Genomic DNA, 12,862 nt, shown 5'->3' with positions numbered 1-12,862 from the left:
GTGAAAGTAGCATGACTAAGGCAGTCTGCCCTGGATCCTTCGACCCCATTACCTTAGGTCACGTCGATATCATCAACCGCGCTAACCAGATGTTTGATGAGGTCACCGTGTTGGTAACCGGTAATCCCGACAAGCCCTCCGGGCTTTTTAGCGTCGAGGAGCGCATGGAACTTATCCGCCAGAGTGTGGATTCTTCCATCAAGGTGGATTATTGCTCCGGGCTGTTGGTGGACTACACCACGGAGCATGGGGCAGACGTTCTAGTGAAGGGGCTGCGTAGCTCTCTGGATTATGAATATGAGCTGCCCATGGCGCAGATGAACCGGCGCCTTTCGGGAATCGATACTGTCTTCCTACTCACGGACGAGAAGTACGGCTATATCAGCTCCTCGCTGTGTAAGCAGGTAGCAAAGTTTGGCGGTGACGTAACGGGGATGTTCCCCGAATCCGTAGGTCGTGCGGTAAAGGAGAAATACCGGCAGTGAGTCTCGCACTGGTTATTTTCCTCGTCGTTGTCGTTGGTTCGACACTGCAGCGGGTATCCGGAATGGGACTCGGTCTCATCGGCGGTCCCATCCTCATGCTCATTATGGGGCCGGTCGAAGGAATCCTCGTCATTAACGTTCTGGCCTGCATAAATGCGATTATGACCACCTATTCCGTGCGTGAGAATGTGAGCTGGAAGAAGTTCGGCCTGATCGCCCCAGTTATGGTGATTGGCTCCTTGGGCGCGGCGCTGCTCATTAGGCGCATGGACACGGCAGGGCTCATGATCGTGGTGGGCGCTGCGCTTCTGGCCGCATTAGCCGTAGTGACATTTGGAAAGAAGTTTGTCCCGCCGATGGAGGGCAAAGGCCCTGCCATCTCCGCCGGTATTCTCGGCGGCTTTACCAATACCTTGGCCGGTGTGGCAGGCCCAGTTATTACCGTCTACGCCCAGGCAGCAAAGTGGCCCCAACATGTCTACGCTGCGACGCTGCAGCCGATTTTTGTCGTAGGCGGATTCTTTTCCGTGATGACCAAGACGCTTACTGGTGCGGCCCACTTTGATGGCCTGCCTTGGGTGATGTGGCCCGCCGGAGTCTTAGGTATGTTCGTCGGAATTTGGGCCGGCACCCGGATTGCCCAGCGTGTCCCACGAGAAAAGGCTCGCGTACTTTCGCTCAGTGTTGCCGGATTGGGCGCGGCCAGCGCACTCATTCGGGGCATTTTGACGCTTTCGTAGACGAGTGAGCTACGACAAAGCCCGCCGGTCCTCTTCGCGGAAGAGGGCGGCGGGCTGAAGGCACTCTGCGGAGTGCTGCGGGAATTAGAGCAGCGAAGCCAAAAAGTCCTTGGTACGTGGCTGTTGCGGGTTATCCAGCACCTCAGCAGGGCTGCCGGACTCAATGACCACGCCGCCATCCATGAAGAAGACCTTATCGGCTACCTCGCGCGCAAAACCCATCTCATGGGTGACTACGAGCATGGTCATGCCTTCAGCTGCGAGGTCCTTCATAACGCGCAGCACTTCGCCGACGAGCTCTGGATCGAGGGCGGACGTAGGTTCGTCGAAAAGCATAAGCTTAGGATCCATAGCCACCGCACGAGCGATGGCCACGCGCTGCTGCTGGCCGCCGGAGAGCTGTACCGGGTAGTTATTGGCCTTGGAAGCAAGTCCAACGTCCTCCAACAGCTCCATAGCGCGGGCGCGGGCGGTCTCTTCCGGAATCTTTTTCACCTGCACCGGTGCCTCAATGATGTTCTCAATCACCGTGCGGTGGGGGAAAAGGTTAAAAGACTGAAAGACCATGCCGATATCGGAGCGCTGTTCTGCGGCTTCCTTCTCGCTGATCTCATACAGGGTGCCGTTCTTTTCGCGGTAGCCAATCAGCTCGCCGTCGACGTAGAGTCGGCCCGCCGTCGCCTTATCAAGGTGGTTAACGCAGCGCAGAAAGGTGGACTTGCCGGAGCCCGAGGGGCCTAGTAGGCAGGCCACTTCGCCGGGCTGGACCTCAAGGTCAATGCCTTTGAGGACCTCGAGCTGTCCGAAGGACTTATGGACGTTCTGGGCGGAAATCATGGGAGTAGCCATTAGTTTTTAGCCTCCGAAATCACGGATACGTTGCGGGGGATGGTTCCTTCAGCGTCTGCCAGCGCAGCAAGTTGGCGGCCGGTGAGTTCGCGGGTGGCACCGCGCTCAAAGCGGCGCTCCAGGAAGTACTGACCCACCATCAGCAGGGAAGTAACCACGAGGTACCAGGACGCTGCGACCAGCAGCAGCGGGATGGGCTGGAAGAGGGCGGCGGAAATATCCGTGGAACGGCCGAAGATTTCCTCGGTATAAGGAATGGCCACCACGAGGGAAGAGGTCTTGAGCAAGGAAATGAACTCATTGCCTGTGGGCGGAATGATAATGCGCATGGCCTGCGGAAGGACGGTGCGGCGCATGGTCATCCACCAGGACATGCCCAGTGCCTTGGAGGCTTCCTTCTGGCCCTCGGGAACGGAGGTGATACCGGAGCGCACAATCTCGGCCATATAGGCAGCTTCATTAAGCCCCAGGCCCATCACCGCAAGGAAGAAAGCGTTGGTGAGGATCGTCTGCAAAGATACCTCGGTAAAGCCCAGGTTGATGGACTGATAGATGGCGGAGAGCAGGCCCCAGAACACCAGCTGCACATAGATCGGCGTGCCGCGGAAGACCCAGAGGAATATCCAGGAAACGCTGCGCAGCACCGGGTTGGGGGACATGCGCATAACCGCAAGGATGGCACCACCGACAACGCCGATGATCATGGACAAAATTGTGATGGCGATGGTGTGGAGGGAGGCAAGTGCAATGCGCTTATCAAAGAGGTACTGGAAGTAGGTGTCCCAGCCAAAAGCCTCGTTGCGCGCGGAGGCGATGATGAACCACACGCCGAGCACGATAAGCAGGCCGGCGAATACCCAGCGCAACGGGTGGCGTAGAGGCCGCGCTTCGATTTTGGCGGGCTTTTCCTTAGGCTCTGCCGTAGCTGGCGTCGCCGCATTTTCATTAACCATTGATCGGCCTTTCATTAATCATTGCCTGGTCTATTAAGCCATCCTCGATGCCCCAGCGGGACAAAATTTCTGCATACTCACCGGTTTCGATGAGGTGTTGCAGTGCCGCGGCAGAGGCCTTGCCCAAATCGGAATCCTTGGGTACGGCAAAGCCATAGGGCGATGCTTGGAACATATCGCCTACCTGCCGCATCTTTCCTTCGGAGCGATTCACAGCCCACGCCGTTACTGGGGAGTCTGCGGACAGGGCATCTGCGCGTCCCATAAGTACCGCCAGCGCGGCATTGTCACCGGTGTCATAAGACAAGACTGTGAGATCGCCGTTGCACGCATCCTTCTTGGGCCGCACATCGTCGGTTTCAGATACCGTGGTGCGCTGCACCGCAACGGTCAAGCCGCAAGGATTATCCGGGTCAACCTTTTTAGATCCGTCTACTCGTTCGGCCCACTGGATGCCGGCGTAGAGGTGATCTACAAAGTCGAATTCATTGCGGCGCTCGGGGTTATCCGTGAATCCGGATGCGCCCATATCAATCTGGCCCGATTGCACGGCGGGCAAGATCATGGAGAAGTCCTGTTCCACGGGCTGGAAATCGAGTCCCAAGACACCGGCAACGGCGCGAGCAAGATCGAGTTCAACGCCCTGGAGCGCCCCGTGGGAATCCTTAAGCTGAAATGGGGCATAGGGCGGGTTAGTACCGGCAGTGAGGACGCCATCGTTGTCGTCATACATGGCGGCAATTTCCGGCACCATTGCGGTATGGGGTTCTTCCCAGCCGTCCGGAGTGGAATCTTCCTCGTTGGTGACGCAGGCGCCCAGGCTCAGCGTGGGGACGAGGACCGCGGCGATAATCGCGCGGCGAGAAAACGAGCGCGACATTACTTTTGCGCCGTCCTTTCATCTATAGCGCGAGCCTTCTTCGAGTCTACGAAGATGAACGCGGAGACGATAAGCGCACCGAGGATGAACATGCCGATGATGATGCCGCTAGAGGCATCCTGGTCAGCTCCCCAGGGCCACAGTGCGCGCAGAGAACCGAGCATGAAGCCTGCCATGGCCATCAGCGTGGGGGCACGGTGGTGATCCAGCAGGAAGTTCAACACCTTGATAAATGCCGCCAGGCCGCACAGGGCACCCAGCGCGAAGACGGCGATAGTGCCCAGGTCACGATCCGAAACGGCGCCGATGATGGGCTGGTAGAGGCCCATGGTCAGCAGGATGAGCGAGCCGGAGATGCCAGGCAGGATGAGTGCGCATACCGCGATGGCGGCGGCGAAGAAGACCACAATAAGGCTGGGGTTCTCGTGCGGTTCGGAGGTGAATCCGGTGATAAAGAAGATGGCAATCGTGGCAACGACGAACGCGATGATGGACGAGGGGCGTAGCCTCTCCTGCTTAGAAAGCATGGATAGCGGTACAAAAATGGACACGGCAACCATGCCCAAAAAGAGCGCTCCGGAAGCCGATACGTGATTATCTACGAAGTTAGAAAGCACGGTGGACATTCCGAAGACGGCGATGAACATGCCGATCGCTACGGAGATGAGGAAGCTCCATTCCACCTTCTTGAAGCGGCCGGAGATGAGATCGTTGGCGTTGTGGACTGCGCGTTCATAAATGCCCACGATGAGCGCCACGGTGCCACCGGAGATGCCCGGTACGAGCTCGGCCATGCCGATGAGGGCGCCGCGGATAGCGTTCAAAATGTACTGCATAAAATAAAAATCTACCTGGGAGGGGGCTGGTGCGGAGGGCGACTGGCCTAGCAAGGCAGCAGAAAAGTGCCGAAGTGGGAGGCTAGGCGAACCACTGTGAATCGTAATGCATATCTTTCATTAGAGGGCGGTGATCTACCTGCCGCGCTAGGGGAGGGTCTTCTCCCTAACCGTAGAGGTAAAACCCCATTCATGAATATTCTGTCAGTTTAATGCACCCCAATGCAACTATGCAGTTTGGGGCAGGTTATACGGAATCTCACACGAGAAGATGTCTCTTCCAGAGGCAACCATAAGTTTCCCATTATTCAGTCTCCTGTTTACGCGGGCTTCAACTAGCTGAAAGCTTCACGTCCTAGAATCCCTTGCGTATTCCCGCCATCTTCCCTGAGCAAGCATTCCTTTCCATTCTTAAAGGACTCTCTATGAAAAATCGTTTCGTCCTGCCTGCGCTAACTGCAACCGCGGTGGTGGGAAACCTCATTGTTGTACCGGCCGCAAGCGCTGCGGAGGTTGGGGCCGAGGGGGCGTCGCCAAGCGAGGGCTCTCGTTTCAGCATCGGCGTCTTACCGGATACCCAGTTCTATTCGCGCTATTCCACCCCGGAGACGGGCAACTTGGCCCAAGCTCGCTACGGAAGCGAACCCTACTTGGCCCAAACTCAATGGTTGGTAGACCACCAAGACGAGCTGAACATGGACTTCGTCACCCACCTGGGTGACGTTGTAGACCAGTGGAACGTGGAGGGCGAATGGCAGGTAGCCGATAAGGCCATGCAGGTCCTCGACGACTCGGATCTGAACTACTCCATCCTGCCCGGCAATCACGACATGGACGTCGAGGGTGCGGCGGCCCACCCGTATGACAAGTGGTTTAGCGCCGATCGCGCCAAGGCCGCAAACCCGGAGACCTTCCAAGAGCGCTACACTGCGGTCAATAATGACTCCGAGGCTCACATCTTTGAGGCTGAGGGTCAGAAGTACCTCAACCTTGCGCTGGGCTGGCGCGCCGATGAAAAAGCCATTGAGTGGGCGCAAGGCATCATCGATAAGCACCCCAACCTCCCCGTCATCGTCACGACGCACGAAGCCCTCAATATCGATGGCGAGGGCAACGTTTTCTATTCCGATGACTATGGCAAGGGCCTATGGGATAAGTTCATCAAGCGCAACGACCAGATCTTCCTGGTGATGGGCGGCCACCACCACGGTGCGGGCTACCGCGTGGACAAAAACGATGCCGGCCATGACGTCGTTTCCATCTTGCAGGACTATCAAATGGCCTATCAGGGTGGCAATGGATTGCTAGGCGTGCTCGAGTTCGACCTTTCCGGCAAGCAGCTGGAGATGACCGCGCTCTCTCCGTGGGTGGCGCAGAAGCCGCACGAGGAGCTGACGCAGTTCGACAAGCTCACCCTGGATGGTAAGGGCGATAGCTACGCCATTCCGTTCGACTTTGAGCAGCGTTTTTCCTCCTTTTCCCCGGATTTCACCGTGGGTGAGGGCCACCAGCCGGACCTGGCGCAGCGTGCGCGCGACATCGCCGCGGAAGGCTATAGGCCCTATACCATCGCGGAGGATGAGCTGCCCAAGGGCGCGGATGACTTTGCCAAGAATGATCGCACGGTATTCCACTGGCGCCCGGGCCAGGCCCAGGACAAGGACGGGCATGCGCTTGCCGACGGCGCCCCTGCCGGCCGTGGCACCACCATCCCCGATATTGCCAGCGATTCCGGCAGCGACCTGCATCGTTCTGGCGCCATGCTAGGTGATCGGGTGACCTATAGCTCCGATCACCACCCGCTGTCCTCTGATGCCGGATCCCTCTTCTGGTCCGACCCTGCCGGCAAGGTAGGCAATGCCGAGTTCCGCACCGATAAGGGCGCGGCAGCCAATAGCGTCGATACCACCAAGGGGTATACCTTCGAATCCTTCGTCAAGATTCCTAAAGACTTCAATGGTGCCCAGCATGGCTGGGGAAGTGCGCTTAGCCGCGACTCTGCCATTAATAAGCTGGTGGACGGCTCTGATGACACGGACCCCACCGTCATGTTTGGTATCTCCAATCTCCGCGAGCTGCGCTGGTGGGCGGAGCCGAAGCAGGGAAGCGGTTCTACCGTATGGTCCCACGAGGTGCCCAAGGACGAATGGATGCACATTGCCGTGGTCAATGATCCGCAGCGCGATAGCGTGGAAATGTTTATCAACGGCGCGCCCATCTTGCGCAATGCGGTAGGCGCCGAAGGCCTTCTCCCGCGCGACCTGCAGTGGGTTATGGGCGGCGGCTTTGATAACCAGCGCCCGCAGGACCCGTGGTACGGCTGGATCGGTGAGACCCGCCTGACCCAGGGTGTTCTGGGCAAGGAGGAATGGCTTACCGCCCGTGCACACGGGGACGGCAAACCGGCCGATACTACGCAGCCGGCCGCAGGTAGCTCCGCTTCGAGCAGCGACGCGAGCTCCAAGCCCGCAGTTCTGGGAGCAATCCTCGGCATCGCGGGCGTGGCCGGACTCATCGGCCTAGCCCTGCCGCAACTGAAGACTTCGATCCCGCAAATCAACGCGCTCCTGCGCAAGTATCACCTGCCAACCCTGCCTGAACTGGGCTAAAGCAAAGACCTCGGTTTCCTGACTTAGTGGAAACCGAGGTCTTTGCTAGTCGTGCCCCTGGTGAGACTCGAACTCACACTGGACGGGTTTTGAATCCGTTGCCTCTGCCAATTGGGCTACAGGGGCGCACTCTCCAAAGGCGAACTGCCTTTGACTGTGAAAATAGTAGCGCAGGCACTAGGCGAATTCCTAATTGGGTAGGGGGCGGCGGGGGAATGCCCACGTCATCCACAGTATCTACACCGGGGTGTTCGGATGTCGGCCTGGTTCTCTAGGATGGGGCAGGTGACTACTAATCAGCCTCGACTTCTGCTCATTGACGGCCACTCTATGGCCTTTCGTGCCTTCTATGCCCTGCCGGTGGATAATTTCTCCACCTCAGGAGGTCAGCACACTAATGCCGTGTATGGATTCTTATCGATGCTCTCTAATATCGTGGCGGAAGAGACCCCCGACGCCATTGCGGTGGCATTCGACGTGGGGCGCAAGACCTTCCGCACTGAGATGTTCTCGGAATATAAGGCCCAGCGCGAGGCCGCGCCGGAGGAATTCAAGGGTCAGGTAGACCTCATTCGCGAGGTGCTCGAGGTGCTGGGCATTACCACCCTCTCTCGTGAGAACTACGAGGCCGATGACATTCTGGCTACTCTCGCAACCGAGGCACAGGACTATGAGACTCTCATCGTCACTGGAGACCGTGACTACCTGCAGTTGGTTAATGAGTCTACGACGGTGCTCTATCCGATGAAGGGCGTATCCACGCTCCACCGCTTTACCCCTTCCGCGGTAGAAGAGAAGTACGGTCTCACCCCCGCGCAATACCCGGACTTTGCCGCGCTGCGTGGCGATCCTTCTGATAATTTGCCGGGCATCCCAAAGGTGGGCGAGAAGACGGCCACCAAGTGGATAGTCAAGTATGGAGACTTGGCATCCTTGGTAGAGCACGCCGAGGAAATTAAGGGCGTGGTGGGCAATAACTTCCGCGAGCGCATCGAGCAGGTGCAGATGAACCGGAAACTCACCCAGATGATCACGGACATGGACCTAGAGGTCGGTCCAGATGACTTGGCCTTTAAGGAAGCCAAGGTCGCCGACGTTGCCGCCAAGTTCGATGACCTAGAGTTCGGTACCAACCTGCGTGATCGCGTACTCGCCGCCATTCCCAATGATGGTGCTGAGGCAGCGCAGCAAGCCGAGGAAGTCCAAGAGCTAGAAACAGTCATCGACGATGAGCCATTGTCTCAGTGGCTGCCTGGCCGTAAGCACGTTGCAGTTTATGTCCAAGGCGAGGGAAACCCGGGGCAGGGTGATGCTTCGGCGATTGCTTTCGTGGACCAAGAACGCCACGGCCTGCAAGTGGAGCTGGGCGATCTTACTGCCGAGGACGATAAGGTCCTTGCACAGTGGTTGGCCTCCGATGCGCCGAAGTATTTCCACGAGGCAAAGGCGGCCTTCCATATGCTTGCCGGCCGCGGTATTGAGCTTGCCGGCATCGCTCATGACACGGCCCTTGCTGCCTACCTGCTTCGCCCTGGTCAGCGCACTTATGCGCTTGCCGACGTCTACCAGCGCCACCTCCAAAAGACCCTCGGCGCCGCCACGGAGCAGCTGTCCCTTTTGGATAATTCCTCTCTAGTGGACCAGGCCGCGGCAATTATGGAGCTGGCAGAACGGCTCACTGCGGAGCTGCAGGAGATTGACTCTTTCGAGCTCTATACCGACCTCGAGCTGCCGCTGTTAACCATCCTGGCGCGAATGGAGGCTACCGGAATCGCCGTTGACGTTGACATTCTCGAAACGCAAAAGGATGCCTTTGTAGAGCAGGTCGCCGAACAAGAGCGCGCCGCCCGTGAGCTTGCCGGCGATGACAAACTCAACCTCAACTCGCCGAAGCAGCTGCAAACCGTTCTCTTCGAGACCTTCGAACTGCCCAAGACCAAGAAGACAAAGACCGGCTATTCCACCGCGGCCAAGGAGATTGAACAGCTCGCGGCCAAGAACCCCCACCCGTTCTTAGACCACCTCTTGGCTCACCGTGAGTACCAGAAGATGAAGACCACCCTCGAAGGTCTAATCAAAACCGTGCAGCCGGATGGGCGCATCCACACCACGTTTAATCAGACGGTGACATCGACTGGCCGCCTGTCTTCTACCGAGCCAAATCTGCAGAATATCCCGGTGCGCACAGAAGCTGGGCGACAGATTCGCTCCGCGTTTGTCGTAGGCGAGCGCTACGAAGAACTTATGACCGCGGACTACTCGCAGATTGAGATGCGTGTCATGGCGCACCTCTCCGCTGACCCGGGCCTCATCGAGGCCTACAAGGAAGGCGAAGACCTACACAACTATGTTGGCTCTCGAGTCTTTGACGTCCCCGTTGACCAAGTGACACCCGAGCTGCGCCGCCGGGTTAAGGCCATGTCTTATGGGTTGGTATACGGACTTTCCGCTTTCGGTCTATCCCAGCAATTAGGCATTCCGGCGGGGGAGGCAAAGTCCATCATGGAAAGCTACTTTGAGCGCTTTGGCGGCGTGAAGAAGTACCTCGATGAAGTCGTGGTCCAAGCCCGCAAGGATGGCTACACGGCAACGCTCTTTGGCCGTCGCCGCTACTTGCCAGAGCTCAACTCCGATAACCGCCTAGCGCGCGAGAACGCGGAGCGCGCAGCGCTTAATGCACCGATTCAGGGCACTGCCGCAGACATTATTAAGGTGGCGATGATTCGCGTGGACCGCGCACTGCATGGAATGAAGTCTCGCGTGTTGCTTCAGGTGCACGATGAATTGGTAGTCGAAGTCGCCCCCGGTGAGGCTGACAAGGTCCGTGAAATTCTCGAACGAGAGATGGACTCTGCCATCGAGCTCAACGTGCCTCTAGAGGTCTCGGCTGGTGCCGGCAAGGATTGGGATGCCGCGGCCCACTAGCGCGGTTTCTTTCTCCCGCCGAGAAAAGGCGCGCCTTAGGCTTGCCTCTCAAGGCCTAACCGTTCAGCGGTGGAAGAGCGCTGAGGAAGTAGTCCGTTCCTTCGGCGTCATGCAAGGCCAAGACCTGCATTCCATACGGCGCTCACTTGCTTTGCGGGCGGAAGACCACTCGGATGCTGGGAATATTGTGCGTGGATATCCCATGCGCAATACCCTTTTCGCGGCTTCTGTCAAGGACATAGGCTGGATAACTGAACTGTGCGCTAAAGGGCGCAAGGGGGACGCAGAGTTGCGAGCAAAGGTGGCCGAGCTCATCGATCGTCCGCTTTCGCGTGCCGAGCTTAAGGAACGGGCGACCACAGCGTTGCCTGAAGTGCCCTTCTGGCACGTTGTGCGCGTAGCAATGGAAAGCGGTCACGCCGTCTACTGTGGAGCCGAGCAGCTCATCACACCAGTGGAGCTGCCGGGGATAGACGAAGCTTTCAATGGAGACAAGGTCGCAGCTACCGCTGACATAATGGTCCGGTATTTCCGCACTCATGGCCCAGCGACGCTGCCGGACTTTGCTTGGTGGACAAAGCTACCGCAAAGACTAATAAAGCCAGCAGCTGAAAACCTTCCGCCGGATATCGTGCGGTGTGGGGAAGAATCCCAGGACTTTGTCTCGTTAGAAGTAATAGATATGGCCGAGGCGCGAAGAAAGCGTTCGGTGTTCTTGTTGGGGGCTTTCGACGAGTACATCTTGGGATACCGAGATCGGTTATTCGCAATGACTTCAGAGGTTCACGAGATACTTGCCCCTGGAAACCGCGGTGTATTTCGCCGCGCCATTGTGGTGGACAGCCAAGTTTGTGGGACGTGGAATAAGCAAGCTATCGAGGATTTGGGCATACCGGGCTATGCTGAGCGGAAAGTTCAGAAACTGTGGCGGAATGCGCGCTAAGTTTTTTAGGTAGCCTTTTCTGTGCGGAGGAATTTATGCGTGCAAATGGAGAAACTAAGAAGGGAAATATTGTTCAGTGACTCTGGAAGAGAAAATGAATAAATGGAATCTCCGCTTTTTTGAAAGCCTGTGGGCCATTCAAGTGAATCTTCTTGCAGCCGATATTAATGACCTCGGGCTAGCCCAATTTCTTGAAGAGCATAAAGCCTCTGCAATTTCGTACCCGGTTTTTGCCGGGTCTTACTTTTTGATGGCCATGATCATAGCGCGCGTGGCGCCAAACCCTAAGGTTAGGAGATTAACGGCTGCTGGGGTGATGGTCGTATCCACGGCGCTTGCGTTTCTCTTTCCGTCCGCGTGGATGTTTGCCGCGTTGGTTATTTTCGCACTTGCTTATTACCTCTGGCCACGCAAAGAAGGCGTATCCATCTGAGGTCGGCGCTCCACTAGGCAATTGGCCAGCATGTCGAAAGGGGTTTGACCAAAAGCGAGCATGCTTATGCTGAGAATTGCTAAAAGTAGCGGCATGACTCCGGGCCAGCCTGTCAGCGTAAGCATTGTTAGCAATAGCCAGGAATTGCGCAGGCAAGCGGTGAAGAATCCTGGGTGGGTAGCAATGATTTCTAGCTGCAGGGACCATTTACCTAGCGAGGTGGATTTCGTGGCTTCCACCCATACTCGATAGGCGTAAAAGACCACGGCGGCGGCAATGGCATTATAGAGTTCTAAGGTCTCTCCCGTGAGTGGATGGTCGGCTACCGCGTTTACTACCCATCGCATTACCATGACGATGGCAGCGGCTAGGAAACTATCAATCCACCAGGCAATGCCACGTCGTATCAATAAGCCAATCCGGTCCAAAACCATGTCTATAGGTTAGCGGGAATTGCGGCAGACGAAAATAATCGTGCCGGGAAAGATTTCGCCTCGCTGTGGTGACCATTGGCCCCACGTAGTGGTGAGCTCCCTTGGCCATTCGGGCTCGATGATGTCCTCTATCAGGTAGGGGCCTTCGCCCTGTAAGGCCTTAAACCAGTCGGCGATGGTGCGGTGGAACTCCGCATAGGTGAGGTTGCCATCGCGGTCTTGTTCCACATAGGCGCGGTTGAAATAGCTGATACCGGCGGTGAGATCGGTGGGGTCGTCGGGGAAAATCCAGCGCATCGGGTGGTTGGCCGAAAGGACAAAGCGACCGGATGGTTTAAGAACGCGGGAGACTTCACCTAAGGCTAAGTCAAGGTTGGCAAGGAAGGGAAAGGCTCCGAACGCCGAAAATGCGGCGTCGAAGGAGCCGGTGGCGTAGGGGAGTGACAGTGCATCGGCCTGCGTTAAGGGGAGTCCGGGTGCAGCGTGGTTAAGCATGCCGCGGGAGATATCGAAGCCGGTGGCGAAGTGTGCGCGCGACTGCAGCCATTCGGTGCACGGGGCGGAGCCGCAGCCAATTTCGAGGACGGAGGAAGCCGAGACGTCGCCTAGCAAGTGCGCTTGGTCTTCGTGCAGCATTTCTGGGCACCAGTAAAAGGAAGATAGGTAGTCGGGGTGCTCGGCGTGGTAGTTGGCGGCGTCGCTATCCCAGTAGGCCTGGTTTGCGTGCGAGGGGGAAGTCACGGTGGAAGAAATTCCTTTGCGAAATAGTTGGTCC

12 protein-coding genes and 1 tRNA gene are annotated in these 12,862 nt (G+C 57.4%); 6 read left to right on the top strand and 7 right to left on the bottom strand.

Annotated features, from left to right (window positions below):
• Positions 1-11: 11 nt before the first annotated feature.
• Both coaD and QP909_RS03810 read left to right on the top strand, forming a co-directional pair.
• Positions 12-485 (top strand): pantetheine-phosphate adenylyltransferase, encoded by a 474-nt coding sequence (gene coaD, locus QP909_RS03815; protein ID WP_284766205.1) that lies wholly within the window; start codon positions 12-14, stop codon positions 483-485.
• The gene (locus QP909_RS03810; protein WP_284766204.1) at positions 482-1,225 is read left to right on the top strand and encodes a sulfite exporter TauE/SafE family protein; all 744 of its coding nucleotides are present in this window, start codon (positions 482-484) and stop codon (positions 1,223-1,225) included. The genes coaD and QP909_RS03810 overlap by 4 nt, the downstream gene beginning before the upstream one ends.
• A gap of 84 nt (positions 1,226-1,309) precedes the next feature.
• Here QP909_RS03810 and QP909_RS03805 read toward each other — a convergent pair whose 3' ends face one another.
• Genes QP909_RS03805 through QP909_RS03790 form a run of 4 tightly spaced genes read right to left on the bottom strand, consistent with a single transcriptional unit; the run spans position 1,310 to position 4,743 of the window.
• The gene (locus QP909_RS03805) at positions 1,310-2,074 is read right to left on the bottom strand and encodes an amino acid ABC transporter ATP-binding protein (protein ID WP_005323289.1); all 765 of its coding nucleotides are present in this window, start codon (positions 2,072-2,074) and stop codon (positions 1,310-1,312) included.
• Positions 2,074-3,027, bottom strand: coding sequence for an amino acid ABC transporter permease (locus QP909_RS03800; protein WP_284766203.1), 954 nt, complete (start codon positions 3,025-3,027; stop codon positions 2,074-2,076). The genes QP909_RS03805 and QP909_RS03800 overlap by 1 nt, the downstream gene beginning before the upstream one ends.
• The gene (locus QP909_RS03795) at positions 3,020-3,907 is read right to left on the bottom strand and encodes an ABC transporter substrate-binding protein (RefSeq protein ID WP_284766202.1); all 888 of its coding nucleotides are present in this window, start codon (positions 3,905-3,907) and stop codon (positions 3,020-3,022) included. Before QP909_RS03795 ends, QP909_RS03800 begins: the two co-directional genes overlap by 8 nt.
• On the bottom strand, positions 3,907-4,743 hold the full coding sequence (locus QP909_RS03790; protein WP_284766201.1) for a DUF368 domain-containing protein: 837 nt from the start codon (positions 4,741-4,743) through the stop codon (positions 3,907-3,909). Before QP909_RS03790 ends, QP909_RS03795 begins: the two co-directional genes overlap by 1 nt.
• Positions 4,744-5,168: 425 nt before the next feature.
• Between QP909_RS03790 and QP909_RS03785 the strand changes: the two genes are divergently transcribed.
• Positions 5,169-7,352: a LamG-like jellyroll fold domain-containing protein gene (locus QP909_RS03785; RefSeq protein WP_284766200.1), complete on the top strand. Its 2,184-nt coding sequence runs from the start codon at positions 5,169-5,171 to the stop codon at positions 7,350-7,352.
• A 52-nt stretch (positions 7,353-7,404) separates the two neighbouring features.
• On the opposite strand, the gene QP909_RS03780 is transcribed toward QP909_RS03785, so the two are convergent.
• Positions 7,405-7,478: transfer RNA gene (locus QP909_RS03780), tRNA-Leu, on the bottom strand.
• Positions 7,479-7,628: 150 nt separating this feature from the next.
• Here QP909_RS03780 and polA point away from each other — a divergent pair.
• The 3 genes from polA (at position 7,629) to QP909_RS03765 (ending at position 11,653) form a co-directional block, all read left to right on the top strand.
• The gene (polA, locus tag QP909_RS03775; protein ID WP_284766199.1) at positions 7,629-10,277 is read left to right on the top strand and encodes a DNA polymerase I; all 2,649 of its coding nucleotides are present in this window, start codon (positions 7,629-7,631) and stop codon (positions 10,275-10,277) included.
• Entirely contained in the window at positions 10,261-11,220 is a 960-nt protein-coding gene (locus tag QP909_RS03770) for a DNA glycosylase AlkZ-like family protein (RefSeq protein WP_284766198.1), read from the top strand. Before polA ends, QP909_RS03770 begins: the two co-directional genes overlap by 17 nt.
• 76 nt (positions 11,221-11,296) lie before the next feature.
• Entirely contained in the window at positions 11,297-11,653 is a 357-nt protein-coding gene (locus tag QP909_RS03765; protein WP_284766196.1) for a hypothetical protein, read from the top strand.
• On the opposite strand, the gene QP909_RS03760 is transcribed toward QP909_RS03765, so the two are convergent.
• Both QP909_RS03760 and QP909_RS03755 read right to left on the bottom strand, forming a co-directional pair.
• Entirely contained in the window at positions 11,617-12,087 is a 471-nt protein-coding gene (locus QP909_RS03760) for an RDD family protein (protein ID WP_284766195.1), read from the bottom strand. The two genes, QP909_RS03765 and QP909_RS03760, sit on opposite strands and share 37 nt — an antisense overlap.
• 9 nt (positions 12,088-12,096) lie before the next feature.
• Positions 12,097-12,828: a class I SAM-dependent DNA methyltransferase gene (locus QP909_RS03755; protein ID WP_284766194.1), complete on the bottom strand. Its 732-nt coding sequence runs from the start codon at positions 12,826-12,828 to the stop codon at positions 12,097-12,099.
• Between the last annotated feature and the right edge of the window lie 34 nt (positions 12,829-12,862).

This window comes from Corynebacterium sp. MSK195 (assembly GCF_030228885.1).
Taxonomy (GTDB): Bacteria; Actinomycetota; Actinomycetes; order Mycobacteriales; family Mycobacteriaceae; genus Corynebacterium.
This window is presented reverse-complemented; position numbering and strand designations above follow the sequence as displayed.